Source organism: Streptomyces sp. ME02-8801-2C, assembly GCF_033793965.1.
Lineage (GTDB): Bacteria > Actinomycetota > Actinomycetes > Streptomycetales > Streptomycetaceae > Streptomyces.
In genome coordinates this window covers 189,428-206,817 of record NZ_JARAXP010000008.1, presented here as the reverse complement: position 1 = coordinate 206,817, position 17,390 = coordinate 189,428, and the positions used below count along the sequence as shown (strand labels likewise).

Annotated in this window: 13 protein-coding genes; 8 read left to right on the top strand and 5 right to left on the bottom strand. The window is 72.1% G+C overall.

Translation table 11 applies throughout. The annotated features are described in order from the left end of the window. Positions 1-95 precede the first annotated feature (95 nt). The gene (locus PV396_RS26780; protein WP_319208743.1) at positions 96-3,287 is read right to left on the bottom strand and encodes a sacsin N-terminal ATP-binding-like domain-containing protein; all 3,192 of its coding nucleotides are present in this window, start codon (positions 3,285-3,287) and stop codon (positions 96-98) included. Between the two features lie 242 nt (positions 3,288-3,529). On the opposite strand from PV396_RS26780, the gene PV396_RS26775 reads away from it, so the two are divergent. Next, the gene (locus tag PV396_RS26775) at positions 3,530-4,417 is read left to right on the top strand and encodes a prohibitin family protein (protein ID WP_319208742.1); all 888 of its coding nucleotides are present in this window, start codon (positions 3,530-3,532) and stop codon (positions 4,415-4,417) included. Between the two features lie 204 nt (positions 4,418-4,621). Here the strand turns inward: PV396_RS26775 and PV396_RS26770 are convergent, their stop codons facing one another. Then, positions 4,622-5,581, bottom strand: a complete 960-nt coding sequence (locus PV396_RS26770) for a DUF3027 domain-containing protein (protein WP_319208741.1) — start codon at positions 5,579-5,581, stop codon at positions 4,622-4,624. A gap of 450 nt (positions 5,582-6,031) precedes the next feature. Here PV396_RS26770 and PV396_RS26765 point away from each other — a divergent pair, with 450 nt between their 5' ends. The 4 genes from PV396_RS26765 to PV396_RS26750 all read left to right on the top strand — a co-directional run bounded on the left by PV396_RS26765 (position 6,032) and on the right by PV396_RS26750 (position 9,633). Beyond that, positions 6,032-7,483: an MFS transporter gene (locus PV396_RS26765; RefSeq protein WP_319208740.1), complete on the top strand. Its 1,452-nt coding sequence runs from the start codon at positions 6,032-6,034 to the stop codon at positions 7,481-7,483. A gap of 92 nt (positions 7,484-7,575) precedes the next feature. Further along, the gene (locus tag PV396_RS26760) at positions 7,576-8,046 is read left to right on the top strand and encodes a DUF2771 domain-containing protein (RefSeq protein WP_319209317.1); all 471 of its coding nucleotides are present in this window, start codon (positions 7,576-7,578) and stop codon (positions 8,044-8,046) included. After that, complete coding sequence (locus PV396_RS26755; protein WP_416071494.1) at positions 8,016-8,765, top strand: futalosine hydrolase; 750 nt, start codon at positions 8,016-8,018, stop codon at positions 8,763-8,765. Before PV396_RS26760 ends, PV396_RS26755 begins: the two co-directional genes overlap by 31 nt. Beyond that, positions 8,749-9,633 carry a 1,4-dihydroxy-6-naphthoate synthase gene (locus PV396_RS26750; protein WP_319208738.1) on the top strand — a complete coding sequence of 295 codons (885 nt, stop codon included), beginning with the start codon at positions 8,749-8,751 and terminating at the stop codon, positions 9,631-9,633. Before PV396_RS26755 ends, PV396_RS26750 begins: the two co-directional genes overlap by 17 nt. Positions 9,634-9,677: 44 nt before the next feature. Here PV396_RS26750 and PV396_RS26745 read toward each other — a convergent pair whose 3' ends face one another. Beyond that, entirely contained in the window at positions 9,678-10,061 is a 384-nt protein-coding gene (locus PV396_RS26745; protein ID WP_189145246.1) for a cold-shock protein, read from the bottom strand. A 410-nt stretch (positions 10,062-10,471) separates the two neighbouring features. Here PV396_RS26745 and PV396_RS26740 point away from each other — a divergent pair, with 410 nt between their 5' ends. Then, complete coding sequence (locus tag PV396_RS26740) at positions 10,472-11,107, top strand: IS607 family transposase (RefSeq protein ID WP_319208737.1); 636 nt, start codon at positions 10,472-10,474, stop codon at positions 11,105-11,107. Beyond that, positions 11,104-12,894: an IS607 family element RNA-guided endonuclease TnpB gene (tnpB, locus tag PV396_RS26735; RefSeq protein ID WP_319208736.1), complete on the top strand. Its 1,791-nt coding sequence runs from the start codon at positions 11,104-11,106 to the stop codon at positions 12,892-12,894. Before PV396_RS26740 ends, tnpB begins: the two co-directional genes overlap by 4 nt. Here tnpB and PV396_RS26730 read toward each other — a convergent pair. Both PV396_RS26730 and PV396_RS26725 read right to left on the bottom strand, forming a co-directional pair. Continuing rightward, on the bottom strand, positions 12,864-13,487 hold the full coding sequence (locus tag PV396_RS26730) for an HAD family hydrolase (RefSeq protein ID WP_319208734.1): 624 nt from the start codon (positions 13,485-13,487) through the stop codon (positions 12,864-12,866). The two genes, tnpB and PV396_RS26730, sit on opposite strands and share 31 nt — an antisense overlap. A gap of 54 nt (positions 13,488-13,541) precedes the next feature. Continuing rightward, positions 13,542-14,612, bottom strand: a complete 1,071-nt coding sequence (locus tag PV396_RS26725; RefSeq protein ID WP_319208732.1) for a hypothetical protein — start codon at positions 14,610-14,612, stop codon at positions 13,542-13,544. 181 nt (positions 14,613-14,793) lie between these two features. Between PV396_RS26725 and PV396_RS26720 the strand changes: the two genes are divergently transcribed. After that, positions 14,794-17,355 carry a helicase C-terminal domain-containing protein gene (locus PV396_RS26720; protein ID WP_319208730.1) on the top strand — a complete coding sequence of 854 codons (2,562 nt, stop codon included), beginning with the start codon at positions 14,794-14,796 and terminating at the stop codon, positions 17,353-17,355. The last annotated feature ends 35 nt before the right edge of the window (positions 17,356-17,390 follow it).

Genomic DNA, 17,390 nt, shown 5'->3' with positions numbered 1-17,390 from the left:
TGGCGGGATGTTGCCCAAGGGGCGGAGATTTTGTGCGCCCGTTACCGTTTTTGTTTGCCGATGACCAGCCGCCGCGAGTAGTCCGTCGACGCGCCTCAGTCGAACCACCGGTCCCGCGCCAGTTCCGTCGTCCTCGACGGATCCTCGAGCAGCGCTGCCACCTCGAAGCGGCGCGGCCACTGACCGGCCGCCCAGGCGAGTGCGGCCGCGACGCCCTCCAGGGTCGCCGCGTGCAGGACCCCGTCCCTCGTCCTGCGCCAGTCCAACTCCACGCCGTCGACGACGAGCTCCTCGTGCTCGACGTACGTGGCCGGCGTCGCCGGACCGAGCAGCACCCGTACCGACTCCGGTACGTCGTGCTCCGAGCCCTCCGACGTCACCTCGCCCGTCACCGACTCGCTCAGTCGCCGTACCTGGAACAGCTCGGCCAGTTCGGCGGCCCGTGCCGGGCGTACGGGGAGCAGCGGCACCCCCGCCGTGAACGGCAGCAGGTCGGGTGAGTCGACGACCACGGCGTCCGCCGCGTCCACCACCTCCACGTGCCCGTCGACCACGGCCCGCAGGTCGTCCGGCAACGTGACCTGTTCCGGGTCGAGGTCGGCCAACGCCCCGTACAGGGCGTGCAGTTGGGCGCCGCTCACCTCCCGGTCGGGGTCGGCGAGACGGTCCAGGAGTTCGGCGGCGCCGCCCGGCTCGTCGAGGAGGGCGGCCACCGACGTCCGTACGCCCAGCGCCCGCAGCACCTGCTCGTCGTCGAAGCCGGTCGCGTCGGCCTCCTCGTACAGGCCCCGCAGGAGTGGGTCGCCGCCCGCAGCCAGGAGGCCGGCCGGGCGCCTCCCGTCCAGCACCGGGTTTCCGCGCAACCACCAAGCGGTGTACGGGCGTACGAGTTCGTGCGTGCCGTCGGGCAGCAGGACGCGCACCGGCTGGACGATCGCGTCCCGCAGGGGCGGCTGGGCGAGGAGGGCGAGGGCCTGGGGCCAGCGGTCCTCGTCGACGAGGTCCAGGTCGCGTACGGCGACGAGTTCCGTGGCGACGGGGGGCACGGGCGAGTCGGGGAAGCGGTCGAGGATGTCCTCGCTCCACACGTCCACGGCGTCGAGCAGACCCGGGTCGTCGGGTTCGGCGAAGTCGCTGTCCCGGGGCTCCAGTTCGTCGGGGTCGAGGACGACGTCGGTGGCGCGGACCAGGGCGAAGTTCGCCAAGACCCCGCACGCGGCGAGCGGCTGTTCGCCCCACCGCTCGGCCAATTCGGCGTCCACGGACGCCAGTTCGCCTTCCCTGATCACCTCGGCGAACGGGCTGCCGGGGAGGACCAGTTCACCGGCGGGCGCCAACTCGCCTTCCTCGTCAGGGAGTGCGAGGGCGCCGAGCCAGGGCTCGTCACCGGGCTCGAGGCCCGCGTCCCGGACGAGGGCGAGGACCGTGTCGGCCAACTCCTCGGCGTCCGGGGCGTCTTCGTCGTCCCAGGAGAGACCGGTGGCGTCCTCGTCGAGGGAGGCGGCGACGGCGGCCCGTACCTGCGGGGTGGTGAGGACGGCGCGCGGGGTGGCCGGGAGGGCGCCGAGCTTCTCCAGGAGCGGGTGGGCGGCGTCCGGGTGGGCGACCTTGAGGCCGAGGCGGGCGAGCGTCTCGGGGGCGGGCCCCTGGACCTCGCCGCCCGCGGGCAGCAGTACCTGGCGGGGGCCGATGGTCGTACGCCCTCCCCCAGTGCCGAAAGCCTGGGAGGTGCCCCCAGCGAGCGGCACGGGCAGTCCGGTCAGCCGGTCGGGGTCGACGCCCGCCAGGCTGTCGTACAGCCGGTGCCACCACTCGGGCGCCTTCTCCAGGCCGGCGAGCCGGTCGACGGCGTCGGTGAGGGGGACGCGGGCGACCCCCAACGTCCGCAGTTCCACCCGGCGTTCGAGCCCGGCGGGCAGCAGTGTGGGCAGCACCTCGGCGAGGACACGGACCGTCTCGGCCCCGGCACCCTCGACGACCTCCGCGTCCCGCGGGCGGAGCGCGGAGGGCAGTTCGTCGTCGTCACCCGGGTCAAGTGCGGGCGGGAGGAAGGCCGTTCGCGGCAGCCGTTCGAGGATCGCCTGTCGCAGCTGCCCGTCCAGCTCGCTCTTCCCCAGCGGGCCGGGCACGAGCGCGATGACGCCCTCCCCCACCGGACGCCAGTCGGCGAGGAGTTCGGTGTACGCGTCGGCCGCGCGCTGCACCAGGAAGTCGGTGAGCGGGCCGGGCGCGGCATGCCTGCGGGCGGTGTCGAGCGGGAGGGAGGCAATGAGCAGCGCCGGTACGCCCAGCGGTTCGTCGCTCGGCGTCGGCGCGTGCACGACGGGACTGGTCCGGGGCGGCACGGGAGCCCCGTCCGCGTCGACGGGCACGGCCCAGGTGACCGACCAGTGCGGACGCAGCCGCTCCTCGACCGGCCGCCCGGCCAGCAGGGCCGCGTCCAGCGGGCCGTGCGCGGAGACGGTACGCCAACGGCTCGTACCGTCCCGGGAGTCCTCGACGAGAGTCAGGGCGCCGTCGGTGCGGCGGCTGAGGGTGCGGGTGCGCTCCCCCACCTCGATGACGACCTCTTCGAGGCCGGGCAGCGTCAGCAGTAGCGCGTCGTCGACGCCGTTCAGCAGCCGTTCCGCGAGATCCTCGGCGGCGGGGTCGCGCAGCGGGAGGATGACAGCCGTGTCGTACGGCGCGGGGGCGGTGCCCTCGGCGGCGAACGGGAGCCGGAGCAGCGGCACATGGCCGTCGCGCCGGCGGACCTCGTCACCGAGCCCGGGGCTGTGCCGGGCGGTCTCGGCGGCCAGCTCGCGGGCCTCGGCGAGCGACCACCGCACACCACCGTGCCGTCCGACGACGGCGGGCTCGTCGCTCACGGCGAGCACGGCGGCGAACCCGACACCGAACCGTCCGACGGCGCCGCCGGTGCCCTTGCCGTTCTGACCGCCTTGGGCGTCCTCGGCGTCCCGCTTCGCGGAGGCGCGCAGCGTCGAGAGGGACTCCACACCGGTGGCGTCCAAGTGGGCGCCCGTGTTGGCGGCGACGAGGACGCCCTCGCGGAGAGTGAGCCGGAACCTGCCCGGCACCCCGGCCCGCGCGGCGGCGTCGGCGGCGTTCTGGGCAAGCTCGACGACAAGCCGGTCCCGGTACCCGCCGAGGACGAGATCCTCCTCGGCGTTGGCGTCCTCACGGAACCGGGCGGGGCTGGTGGCCCACGCGTCCAGAACACCCCGGCGCAGCCGGGCCGTACCGAAAGGATCCGCGCCCTCAGCTGCTGGCCGCACGAACTTGCTCACGGACGTTCACTCTCCTCATCGGCGTGAGCAAGAAGGTACCGCGCGCCGGACAGGGCGCCCGCCCACCGGCCCTTCCTTCCCCATGAGCCACACACAGCCACACACGCGGCCACACATGCCCCAGGGGTCGGAAGTCATGTAACCGGCGCCCCTTACCATTCGTGCGGGTCGCGCCCGAATCGGCGCCGGTCCGCTTACCAGGTCCCACATGTCAGGTACCTGTTCCTCAGGGGGGAATTTCCGTGTTCGTGCTGTCCATACTGCTGCTCATAGCGGCGGTCGTGCTGTTTTTCGTCGGCCGGAGCCAGGACTCCGGCGGCTGGAAGATCGGGGCGGTGCTCAGCGCCGTCGCGGCCGTACTCTCCGGTGTCTTCGCGTGCGTCCATGTCGTGAGCGCCTACGAGGTCGGGGTGCCGGTGACCTTCGGCAACGTGGGCAAGCCGATCACCTCCGGCGTCCAGTTCAAGTCGCCGTTCACCGACGTCACATCCTTCTCCACGCGTCCCGTGGATCTCGACCTCTTCGGCAAGGACGTGGTCGAGGTCCGCTCGGCGCAGGGCGGGGTGCTGTACGCGGACATCACCATCAAGTGGGCCGTCATCCCGGCGAGGGCGGTCGAGCTGTACCGGCTGGCGGGCAGCGAGGAGGCCGTGCAGGAGCGGCTGGTGGAGCCGGACAGCCGGGAGATCATCCGTAACGTCTTCGCGAAGCACACCAGCGAGGAGGGGTACGCCTCCGCGCGCGAGCAGATCGGCGCGGAGATCGCCACGCTCATCAAGGCGCGGCTGGAGCCTCGCGGTATCGACGTCACCAACGTCAATCTGCGCAATGTGCGGCCGTCGGACAAGCTCCAGGACCAGATCGACAAGAAGATCCAGCAGGAGCAGGCCACCGAGCGGGCCGTCGAGGCGGCGCGGACGGCTAAGGCCGAGGCGGAGCGGCGGCGGATCGAGGCGGAGGGGATTGCTCGGGCCAACGAGATTCTGGCTAAGTCGCTGAGTGACAAGGTGTTGTTCAACCAGTGCATCGAGGCTTACAAGGAGGCCGCGAAGGCCAATCCGGTGTATGCGGTGCCTTGTGGGGCGTCTTCTAACGGGACGCCTGTGATTGTGAACAACGGTAAGAACTGACTCCGTGGGGGAGGTTGTTCGTTCGCTGCGGGCCGGTGGGGGCTTGTCGCGCCCCGCGGCGGAGCCGCAAATCGATACAGCCCCGCGCCCCTAAAAGCAGGCAGGTGCCGCAGCCCTGAAGCGCACAGGTCCCGCAGCCCGGAAAATAAGTCCCGCGCCCCCGAATCAAAGGGGGCGCGGGGTTCTGCCTACCGTCCTGTACTTCTACGAGTGACCCAGTTCCGCCGTTGAAGCGTCGCCCTCGCCCGCCGGGACCGAGCCGGAGTCCGCTGCCGGGCGCAGGGGGAACGGGTCGACCTTTGTCTCGTCGATCACCGGGGGCGGCGGTACCGGCGGTGTCGGCATGACCGCTGCCTCCGAGTGGCCCCCGCAGCCGTACGCCAGGGACACCACGCGTCCGTCCGCCGGGGCGAACTCGTTCGTGCACACACCGAACGCCTGGCCGAGCGAACCGCCGATCGCCACGAGGAAACCGCAGCTCACGCACGTCGCCGGCGCGGCCTGGGCCATCGGGGTGTTGGAGCCGTAGGCGTCCTCCCAGCGGTCGGCGGCCGTGTGGAGGCCGTACCGCGACAGGACGCGCGCCCGGCGCATGCCCAGTTCCTCGGCGACCGCCGCGATCGAACCGCGGGCCGGTACGACCGTGAAGTCGGCCGGTGAACCCGCCGTGATGTCCGCGTCCTCGGCGTCCGCCAGATCCGCGGCCAGCTCCACCGAGGCCGGGACCGAGGCCGACCTCGTCACCACCACGGAGTTGGGCAGCGGCTCGTCCTCGCCCGAGTAGCCGGGCTCCAGCCGCAGATCCTCCGCGTCCGTCGGGAGCAGGTCCCCGGGACCCAGGTCGCCGGGACGCAGACGCTCGCTCCACGGCACCCACTCCGGTGCCTGGAGGGCGTCGGGGCCGGGGAGAAGGACCACCTCGTCCAGCGTGACCAGTTTGGCCCGGGACGCCCGGGCGACCGTCACCGCCCAGCGCCAGCCCCGGTAGCCGAACTCCTTGCACTCGAAGAAGTGCGTGACGACCCGGTCCCCCTCGGAGATCAGGCCCGCGTGTTCACCCACCACGCCTGGCGCCGCCGCCTCCTCCGCCGCGGAAAGGGCGAGGTCGACGGCCTCGGCGCACAGGCGGTCGGGGGTGCGGCTTCGCGTTGTCGCTGCGCTCACAGGTATCGCTTCTCTCCTACGCCGTCTCACGAGTGCGCCCGTCCCGACGGGGTGCGAACGGTTGCGAACGGAGCGGACCAGAGGGCCGCGTCAACGTTCGCGCCCGATCGCGCTCGGGCGCACCTACGTCATCCATTCTGCGGGATGGCCGAGAGGCGCGCGGCCGAGAACAACCGCCACTGCGCGCTACGCACGCTACCTTCTCCAGCGCCCGGGGCCCACACCGACGGGACGGTTCTCGACGACCGACATCGAACCGTGGCAACTCCGGCCCCCTTTCCACCCGCCTCTCACCCCACCCTTCCCAGCTCCCGATGGCCGGAAAACACCCCACCCGAACCGTCCGAGAGACGTACCGCACCCTCGCCAACCCCCTCCTCCCCCACCCCGCTCGGCCCCATACGCGCGGTAACCGCACTAGGTACGGCTTTCTCGGGGCACTATGGCGGAGTGGCAACCGAGAGGTCGCCCCACGGCACCACCGGAATCGGCGGGGCCGCGGGGAGCAACCGGAGCGGCACCGGCGCCAAGGGCGGCCGGCGTGGCGTACGGGACCGGATGAACGGGTCCGTACGTGCGGTCGGCCGTGCCCTGCACTTCCCGGTGACCGGAACCGCCCGGGGCATCCGCAAGGCCACCCACGCGCACGGCGCCGGGGAATCCGGGCTCGGCAAACTCATCGAACTGCACGCGGTGAACGGCGCCGGCGACGTCATGATCACCATCGCCCTCGCCTCCACCGTCTTCTTCTCCGTCCCCACCGACGAGGCACGCGGGCGCGTGGCCATCTATCTCGGCATCACCATGGCGCCCTTCACCCTCCTCGCCCCCGTCATCGGCCCCCTCCTCGACCGCCTCCCGCACGGCCGCCGCGCCGCCATGGCCGGCGCGATGCTCACCCGTGCCCTCCTCGCCCTGCTGCTCGCCGGAGCGGTCGCCACCGGCAGCATCGAGCTGTACCCGGCCGCGCTGGGCGTCCTGGTCGCCTCGAAGGCGTACGGCGTGGTCCGCAGCGCCGTCGTACCCCGCCTCCTGCCACCCCGTTTCTCCCTGGTCAAGGCCAATTCACGGGTCACGCTCAGCGGCCTGCTCGCCACCGGTGTCGCGGCTCCCATAGGGGCCGGGCTCCAGGCCCTCGGTCCCCGCTATCCGCTCTACGGTGCCTTCGTGATCTTCATCGCGGGTACGTTCCTGTCCTTCACGCTCCCGGCCAAGGTGGACTCGGCGAAGGGCGAGGACACCGCCCTGCTGGCGGCGGACGCGGACCATCTGCACGGCCCGCACCTGCACCCCGTCAAGCGACCCGGACTGCGCACGGTCGGCACGGCCGTCACCCACGCCCTCGGCGCCAACGCCGCCCTGCGCTGCCTCTCCGGCTTCCTCACCTTCTTCCTCGCCTTCCTGCTCCGCGAGCATCCGCTGACCGGCGAGAGCGCCGCGTGGTCGCTCGGCATGGTCGCGGTCGCGGCGGGCGTCGGCAACGCGCTCGGTACGGCGGTCGGGGCGGCCGTGAAGCAACGCGCGCCGGAGCTGATCGTCGTGACGGTCGTCGCTGTGGTCCTCGCCGCGACGGTCGTCGCCGCGATCTTCTTCGGCGCCGCCATGGTCGCGTGCCTCGCCGCGGTCGCCGGCTTCTGCCAGGCCCTCGCCAAGCTGTCCCTCGACGCGCTGATCCAGCGGGACGTCCCCGAGCTGGTCCGCTCCTCCGCGTTCGCCCGCTCGGAGACGCTGCTCCAGATGGCCTGGGTGCTCGGGGGCGCGGTCGGGATCGCGCTGCCGCTGGTCGGTGAACTGGGGCTCGGGGTGGCCGCCGCGATCGTCGCCGCGGGCTGGCTGACCACGGTCAAGGGCCTGGTCGGCTCCGCCCGCCACGGTGGACGGGCCCACCCCCGGGTCGCCTGACGCCCCTCAGCCGGCCCCGCCCGACGCCCGGCACGCCGTACCCACGTGACAACCCTGTCGCGGGCGCCCGATAACCTTCGGCCATGACCTCGATGCGTTCCGCTTCCAGTGCGCGCCGTCGCCGCGCTGTTGCCGCCGTCGGCGCCGTTGGTGCCGGACTGCTCGTCCTGTCCGCCTGCGACAAGCCGACGCCGATCTCCACGATCACCGTCGGCCGTTCCTCGGTGAACTCGGAGGCCTCCTGCTACGACGACGGCAAGGAGCTGAAGACCGCCGACGTGGCCGAGTGCCTCAAGGACAAGGACATCAAGAGCATCAAGGTCGACCCGGACGAGACCGTGCGCTTCGGTGTCGACCCGAAGATCGCCGACAAGGGCTGGACGATCCTGCTGAACGGTCAGCCGCTGACCGACTCCAGCACCAAGACGTACCGCACGATCCCGGGCAGCGTGTTCTTCAACGCGCAGTACGGCGCCCAGGGGAACTCGACGCTCGTCTCCGTCAAGGAGGGCGAGAACGAGGTCAACGGCCTCTGGTCGTTCAGGCTGAAGAAGGACTCCTGACGATTCCGGCGATTCCGACGACGCCAGGAGCACGCGTACGCGTACTGGTCGCCACCGCGGTCCCCGTCGAACGGGACGCGGTGGCACAGGCGTTTGAGGGCGCGGACGGCACAGACGGCGGACCGGTCGACATCATCGCCGCGGGGGTCGGCCCCGCCGCCTCCGCCGCGTCCGTCGCCTCCGCGCTCACCACCGCCGCCCTGCGCGGCACCCCGTACGGCCTCGTCGTCTCGACGGGCATCGCCGGCGGTTTCCAGCCGGAGGCACCGGTCGGCTCGCTGGTCGTCGCCGACGAGATCACCGTCGCGGACCTGGGCGCCGAGACCCCCGACGGGTTCGTGCCGGTCACCGGTCTCGGCTTCGGCACCGTCACCCACCGTCCACCGGAAACACTCGTACGAGACCTCACGGCCATGACGGGAGCCCGCTCCGGCACCGTCCTGACCGTCTCCACCGTCACCGGCACCGCCGAACGCGCCGCCGAACTGCGCGCCCGCCACCCCGGAGCGCTGGCCGAGTCGATGGAGGGCTTCGGCGTCGCCGAGGCCGCCGCCGCGCATGGTGTGCCGGTACTGGAGATCCGCGCCGTGTCCAACCCCGTCGGCCCCCGCGACCGCGCCGCCTGGCGCATCGGGGACGCGCTCGCCGCCCTCACCGAGGCCTTCGGGAAGCTCGCACCGGTACTGGAGAGTTGGAACCCGCATGAGCCCACGAACTGAACGGACCGAACAGACCGAACGGACTGAACAGCCGCTGCGGATCGCGTACTCGCCCTGCCCGAACGACACCTTCGTCTTCGACGCCTGGGCCCACGGCCGGGTGCCGGGCGCGCCCGCGCTCGACGTGACCTTCGCGGACATCGACATCACCAACGGCATGGCCGAGCGCGGCGAGTTCGACGTACTGAAGGTGTCGTACGCCGTGCTGCCGTACGTCCTCGACGAGTACACGCTGCTGCCCTGCGGGGGCGCGCTGGGGCGGGGCTGCGGTCCGCTGGTGCTCACCCGTGAGGCGGGGGCCGACCTGACCGGGCGTACCGTCGCGGTGCCGAGCGAGCGGTCGACGGCGTACCTGCTGTTCCGCCTGTGGGCCGCCGACACGGTGCCCGGCGGGGTCGGGGAGGTCGTCGTGATGCCGTTCCACGAGATCATGCCCGCCGTACGGGACGGGAAGGTCGACGCGGGGCTGGTCATCCACGAGGCGCGCTTCACGTACCGGAACTACGGGCTGCACAAGCTCGCGGACATGGGCGAGCACTGGGAGGCCACGACCGGGCTGCCGATCCCGCTCGGCGCGATCATCGCCAAGCGGTCGCTGGGAACGGAGACACTGGAACTCCTGGCCTCGTCCGCCCGGACGTCCGTACGCGCCGCCTGGGACGACCCTGAGGTCTCCAGGGCCTATGTCCTGGAGCACGCGCAGGAGATGGACCCCAAGGTCGCCGACCAGCACATCGGGCTGTACGTCAACGAGTTCACCGCCGGCCTCGGCGAGGACGGCTATGCGGCGGTCAGGGGGCTGCTGACACGCGCGGCGGCCGAGGGACTGGTACCGCCCCTCGGCCCGAACGCACTCGATTTCCCCTAGAAATCTCCGAACTCCCCAAGATCCCCGAGATCTCGGAGGCCCGCCTACACGTCCAACTGGTCGGCGACCGCCCGCAGCAGGCCGGCGATCTTCGCGCCCGACGCCTTCTCGGGGTAACGGCCCCTTTCCAGCATCGGGGTGATGTTCTCCAGGACGGTCGTCAAGTCCTGGACGATGGAGGCCAGTTCGTCGGGCTTCTTGCGCTGCGCCGCCGCGACGGACGGGGTCGGGTCCAGGATCACCACGGAAAGCGCCTGGTCACCGCGCTGCCCGGCGACAACTCCGAACTCCACGCGCTGGCCCGGCTTGAGGGAATCGACTCCGGCGGGCAAAACCGAGGAATGGACGAAGACGTCACCGCCGTCGTCGCGGGAGAGAAAGCCGAAGCCCTTCTCACTGTTGAACCACTTGACCTTGCCAGTCGGCAAAGCACACGCTCCCTCGTTCGGTCCCCGGATCACCGCTGAACCACTGTCGACCTGCCGTCGAAACACCTTACCGGGGGTCTCTCCAGCCCAACACGCCTTAAAACGAGGCTCAGCCCCTGCCTGTATCGGCAGAGGCTGAAAAGTAGTGGGGGTAGCGCAAGGGGCGTTCGGCTCCGACTCTCATCGCCGCCAAGCCTGGAGAGCCTGAGCTGAGAGACAGCCCCAACGGACGGGTTACGGATCTCTCCGCTCTGACAGTGAGTCATGCAGGTCTTGGGCCGGTCGTCGGACCAGCCGGTATCAGGCTCACACTTGGTGGTGTCGTGTGTGCGTGCGTGGATCGAATGCGTGACCTTCTCGCGGGGGTGTCGTTGATCGGATGACAGCATCGCGGGCGGGGAGGGGCATCAATGAGCCGGAAGCTGCCGCTCGGCGAGGGCGAGACGGCCCGCACTGCCTGTGCCCGTGGTGTGCTGCGTGCGTCCGGTTGTTCCTTCGGGCAGGGTCAGCAGCACGTGAGCCACCAGACCGCTTGGCGGTGGGTGAAGGCCGGGAAGATGCCTGTCCCGGTCCGCCAGGCGCCGTCCGGGACATGGCTGGTCGATGAACCCACTGAGCGGGTTTCTGGGCATGTGGTGGCGTACTGCCGTGTGTCGTCCGCCGCCCAGAAGGCCGATCTGGACCGGAGGGCGGTCCAGGTCGTGGCCGGTGCGAATCGGCAGGGCCTGGCCGTGGCCGAGATCGGCTCGGGGCTGAACGGGCGGCGGCGCAAGCAGCACCGGCTCCTGTCCGATCCGGGCGCGGCCGTTGTCGTGGTCGAACATCGTGACCGGCTGGCCCGGTTCGGTGTTGAGCACCTGGAGGCCGCCCTGTCCGCGTCTGGGCGACGTCTGGTCGTCCTTGACCCCGCCGAGAGCGCCGACGACCTGGTGCGGGACATCACCGAGGTGCTGACGTCGATGTGCGCCCGTCTGTACGGACGGCGGGCGGCGAAGGACCGCGCCGCCCGCGCGATCGCCGGCAAGACCGGCGAGACCGGCGAATGAAGAAGTTCCAGCAGCGCCCCGGCTTCCAGCTCGTCGCGCACAAGCTGGCCTTGGACCCGGGTGCCGAAGGGTCCCGCCGTCTGATGTCGCACACCGGAGCCGCTCGCGCCGCGTACAACTGGGCCGTCGGCTGGGTCACTGCCACGTGGTGGCAGCGCGGGGCCGAGCAGTCCTACGGCATCGGCGAGGACAGACTGACGCCGTGGCGGGACTTCTCCCTGTACGCGCTGCGGAAAGCGTTCAACGAGGCCAAGCACACCGACCCCCGGTTCTCCTCCTGGTGGGAGGAGAACTCCAAGGAGGCATACAACACCGGACTCGCCAATGCCTCGGCCGCCTTCACCAACTACGCGAAGTCCAAGTCCGGGAAACGCAAGGGCCGCAAGATGGGCATCCCCCGCTTCAAGACGCTGCGCCGTGCCCGCCGCACCTGCCGTTTCACCACCGGTGTCATCCGGATCGAGGCCGGTGGCAGGCACATCACCCTGCCCCGCCTCGGCACGATCCGCCTGCACGAGCACCGCCCCGACCTGGTCGCGCTCGTCGAGGCGGGCGAACTGCGGATCCTCTCCGCGACCGTCCGACTGGAGCACGAGCGCTGGTTCGTCTCCCTCCAGGTCGAACAACGCCTTCAGGCCGGTCCTGCCCGCCGCCCGGACACGGCTGTCGGCATCGACCTGGGCGTCAGGGCCCTCGCCGTGTACGCGGACAGCGACGGCACCACCGCCGAGGAGCCCAACCCGCGCCACCTCGATGCCGCGCTCAAGCAGCTCCGCCGGACCAGCCGGACCGTATCCCGCCGCCAGGGCCCCGACCGCAGGACCGGACAGAAAGCGTCGAAGCGCTGGGAGAAGGCCAACACCGCCCGCAACAAGGTCCACCACCGGGTGGCGAACCTCCGCGCGGACACGATCCACAAGCTGACGACCCGCCTCGCCGCTGAGTACGGCACCGTCGTCGTCGAAGACCTCAACGTCGCCGGGATGCTCCTCAACCGGCGTCTGGCCCGCCAGATCGCCGATGCCGCTTTCGGGGAGATCCGCCGCCAGCTCACCTACAAGACCGCGCAGCGAGGCAGCCGCCTGATCGTGGCCGACCGCTGGTACCCGTCGTCGAAGACATGCTCCGGCTGTGGAGTGGCGAAAGCCAAGCTGCCCCTCGGCGTCCGCGTCTTCGCATGCGACCACTGCGGCCTCGTCCTCGACCGGGACGACAACGCCGCACTCAACCTGGCCGCACTAGCGGCCCGCAACACAGGTACCGGGAGTGGCCGGAGACCTGGGCCCCCGCCAACGCGGAGCCGAAGCCTCGTGGAGCCGACCAGAAGACCCGCACCACCCGCCCCCGCCGCAAGACGGGGACGGGGCGGGCAGGTGGCACAACCCTGCCGCACCAGCGGCAGACAGAAACGAGAGACCGTACTCAAACCGAAGCCCTCAAGCTCTGGTGACGAGACGGACCTTCCGGGCCGAAATGCCCGGAATACTGAGAGCTGTTGCGGCTCCCGGCAACGGAACTACCCTGGTCGAGTGCGTGACAAAACCCAAGCGAATTCCGCCGCGGCCGGAGATCGGCTGATCCGTGCCGGTGCCATCGTGTTCTTCGTCGGCGCGGTGGCCACTTTGGTCACCGTGGCCCCATTCCTCCTCGGTACGACGCCATTCCCGACGTTCATGTTCGGCTTGAGCATGCTGATGGGTGTCGGCTTCCTCGTCGCGGGCGCCGGTGTGCTCCGGTCGGTGGCCGAGGGCCGCCGTCAGGCGCGCGCGGCCACCGCCGCCGAGTAGGAGGTCAGCCAGGCCGGGAAGTGGGTGAGGTCGTCGAGGACGACGTCCGCACCCGCCGCGCGCAGCTCGGCGGCGTCGCAGGGGCCGGTGGGCACGGCCACCGACAGCGCGCCGGCGGTCCGTGCGCCGCGTACGTCTCCGACGTGGTCGCCGACGTACACGCTCGCGCCCTGCTCGCGCAGTGCCACCGCCTTCTGCTCGGCCCACAGGTTTCCGATGAGCGCGTCGGGCTCGATGCCGAGGTGCGCGAGATGCAGCTCGGCGTTCGGCTCGTACTTGGCGGTCACGACGACCGCCCGCCCACCGGCCTCGCGCACGGCGGCGATGGCCTCGCGGGCGCCGGTCATGGCGGGGGTCGCGGTGATGGCGATGGCCGGGTACATGGACCGGTAGAGGTCGCTCATGGCCTCTATCCGATCGGCCGGAAACCAGTGCACGAGCTCCTCCGCGAGGGGCGGCCCGAGCCGGGTGACGGCAAGGTCGGCATCGATGAACGTGCCCGTCCGCTCGGCAAGCGCCAGGTAGCAGGCGTGGATGCCGGGCCGGGAGTCGATCAGGGTCATGTCGAGGTCGAAGCCGACGGTGAGTGTCATATGCACATTGTGCGGGAGCGGGCGGGGGACTCGGGCGCCGGCCCGTTGCACTGCTCAGCGTTGGCGTTGGGAGCGCCACACCAGGAACAGGGCGGAGGTGATCGCCGCGCCTCGTACGACCCAGGGCCAGGTCTGGGTGAGGGCCTCGTTCATGTGGCCCTCGGCGATGGGGGTGCCCCAGCGGCCCTGGGCGCGGCCCCACAGCCAGGCGGCGCCACCCGCCAGCGCCGCTCCGGGCAGGTACACGACCGCCCATTTCGTCTCGGCCTGGGACAGGCGGCGTGAGGCGTAGGCGATGGCCCAGCCGACGAGGAGGGCCCAGAGGTTGCCGAGGACCGCTCCCGCGACGAGGAGGGCGGCGGCGAGGAGGAGCAGGGGGTTGCTCCAGCGGCCGGAGGGGAGGGGGAGGCGCAGTCGGGGGCGGCGGCGGGCTCGGCCGGTTTCGGCAGCCTGCTCGACTGTTCCCTCGGTGCCTTGTTCGGCTCCTTCGGCGGCGGGCTCGGGAGGCGTGCCCGGGCCTGTCTTCCTGTTGTCCTTCTCCAGCCTGCGGGGTGGTTTGAGCAGGTCGGGGATCTCCACTCCGCCGACGAATCCGGGCGGGAGGCTGTCCATCTCCGCGAGCGGGCCCGTGCGGCGCGCCAGCCACCAGTCCGTGTCCTCGAGTTCGGCCCCGCCCGAGGCCGAGAGGTGGGGAGGGGCGGGGTCGTCCCCCGTGGGAAACGGAGCGAATGATTCCGCCGGATTCGTCGTCTCCGTCGGGCGTGGGCGCGGTACCAAGCGCCCGAGTCCGTTGCCCTTGCTCCTGCCCCCTCCTCTGCCCTTGCGCTGCGGGTCCTCGCGGTCGCGTTGTACGGGTACGGAGGCGCGCGGCACCTCGGGAGCGGCGGGCGTCGCCGGGGCGGGGTCCGCGCCGGCCACGACCTCGTCCGGGGTTCCGATGCGGTCGAGGATGCGGCGCACGGAGGCGGGGCTGTCGACCGGCGCCTTGGCGCGGCGGCGGTCGATCTCCTCACGCAGCCCCGAGACGAGGCGCATCCGAGCCCCGGACGGCAACTGCCGCTGCTGGGCCAGGTCTCCGACCCTGCTCAGATACTCGTAGACGACCTGATCGCTCTCGATACCCACGAAGTCAGACGTTACCCGGCATCTCCGTCCCGGCAGCCACCCTCAGCCCGTCCGGCGTCTGAGGACAAGGCCCGTTCAGGGCCGGAGGGGGGTCTGGAGGCGCAGCCCCCGGTGACGCCCGCACCGACTCCCCGCACCGACGAAAGACACACCCGTGCACCCACCCGCTACCGTGGGCGGGATGAGCACCGAGGAGACACCGGCGCCGCGTTCTCTCGCGGAAGCGCTTCGCGCGCGGGACGACGCGTCACTCGCCGCGCTGCTGCGCAGCCGTCCGGACCTCATCACCCCCGTCCCCACCGACCTCACCCAGCTGGCCACCCGCGCCGGCACGCGCGCGTCCGTCGTGCGCGCGCTGGAGCGCCTGGACAGGTTCACGCTCCAGACGGCGCAGGCGCTGGCCGTGGCCCCGGACCCGGCGGCGTACGACGATCTGCTGGGCCTTCTCGCGGGTGACGACGCCGATCCCGGCGTGACGGCCGCCCTGCCGCGTGCCCTGGGTGTGCTGCGCGAGCAGGCGCTGGTGTGGGGCGGTACGGACCGGCTGCGTCTGGTGCGTACCGCCCGTGAGCTGCTGGCGCCCTCGCCGCAGCATCCGTCCCCGACGGGGCTCGGTCCGACGGTCGCGGAGGCGACGGCGGGGATGTCGCCGGGCCGGGTGCAGGAGATCGTGGCGGCGGCGGGGCTCACGTCGACGCACGACGCGGTGAGCGCGGTGGCCTCGCTGACGGCCCTGTTCACCGACCGGAAGCGGATGGCCGCGCTGCTCGACAGCGCCTCCCCCGACTCCGTGGACGTGCTGCGGCGGCTGGTCTGGGGGCCGCCGTACGGGCAGGTCACCGCCGATCCGGCCGTACATCTGCGCTGGTTGCTGGACCGGGGGCTGCTGCTGCCCACCTCGCCGGGCACGGTCGTGCTGCCGCGCGAGGTGGCCCTGCATCTGCGGGGCGGGCGGGCGCACCGTACGACCGAGCCGTTGCCGCCCGGGATCGAGGCGGCCGCGTCGCATCGTCCACAGGTTGTGGACAGCGCGGCGGCCGGGCAGGCGTACACGGCGCTCGCGACCGTCGAGGAGCTGCTGAAGGACTGGGACGAGGGCGGGCCGGCGGTGCTGCGGGCGGGCGGGCTGAGCGTCCGTGACCTCAAGCGGACCGCCGTCGCCCTGGACGTGTCCGAGCCGATGGCCGCCTTCTGGGTCGAACTCGCCTATGCGGCGGGCCTGTTGGCGTCCGACGGCGAGGCCGACGAGCGGTACGCGGCGACCCCGGCGTACGACGAGTGGCTGGAGCAGCCGGCCGCGACGCGCTGGGCGCGGCTCACGGAGGCGTGGCTGACGGCGACGCGGACGGCCGGGGTGATCGGCGGCCGGGACGCCAAGGACCGTACGCTGTCCGCCCTCGGCCCGGGCCTGGACCGTTCGGCCGCGCCGGAGGTACGGCACCGGGTGCTGGCCCTGCTCGCCGCGCTCCCGGAGGGGACGGCGCCGACCGTCGACTCGGTGCTGGCCCGCCTGCACTGGGAGCGCCCGACGCGTGGCCCGCAGCAGGACCGGGAGGGCGACGAGGACCTGCGCACCAGGCTCGCCCGCTGGACCCTGTCCGAGGCCGAGTCGCTGGGTGTCACCGGACGTGGGGCGCTGTCCTCGCAGGGCCGGGCGCTGCTCGGTGTCCCCGCCGCGCCGGTGCGGGCGGCCGAGCCGGTCGGCCCCGGCGACAAACTCCCGGTCCACCATCACGACCACGGCACCCGTACGGCGTCGCATCTCGTCGCGGAGCCCCTCTCGCCGCCCGAGCAGGCCCTCGCCTCCGCCACGGCCGCCCGTCTGCTCACCCCTCTCCTCCCCGAACCGCTCGACCACGTCCTGCTCCAGGCGGACCTGACGGCGGTGGCCCCGGGCCCGCTCAGGCGTCCGCTGGCCGACATGCTCGGTGTGCTCGCGGACGTCGAGTCGAAGGGCGGCGCGACGGTCTACCGCTTCACGCCCGGCTCCGTACGGCGCGCCCTGGACGCCGGCCGCTCCGCCTCCGACCTGCACGACTTCCTGACCGCCCACTCCCGTACGCCGGTCCCGCAGCCCCTCTCCTACCTCATCGACGACGTCGCACGCCGGCACGGCCACCTGCGGATCGGCGCGGCGTCGGCGTACGTGCGCTGCGACGACGACGCGGTGCTCAGCGAGATCCTCGCCGACAAGCGGTCCGCGAATCTGCGCCTGCGGCGCCTGGCGCCCACGGTTCTGGCCGCCCAGACCGACCCGGCGACGCTCCTGGAGGGCCTGCGCGGCATGGGCTTCGCGCCGGCCGCCGAGTCCGCCGAGGGCGACGTCCTGATCACCCGCGCCCTCGCGCACCGGACCCCGGCCCGCACGGCCCCGGAGCCGGTGCCGGACGGCCCGCCGGCCCCCGACGCCACCCTCCTCTCGGCGGCGATCCGCGCGATCAGGGCGGGCGACCTGGCCTCGACGACGCCCCGCAAGCCGACGGAGACCCCGGCCGCGAAGGGCGACCTCCCGCGCACCAGCCCCGCCGAGACCCTGGCCACCATGCAGGCCGCCGTGCTGACCGGCGAGGCCGTGTGGATCGGCTACGTCAACGCCGAGGGCGCCGCCAGCCAGCGCGTCATCGCCCCGATCCGCGTGGAGGGCGGCTTCGTGACGGCGTACGACCACACGGCGGACGAGGTACGGACGTACCCGCTGCACCGGGTCACGGGCGTGGCTGAACTGGCGGACACCCAGCCATAAGGTGTGTGATCCGCACTCTGCCGTGACCGCCCGCC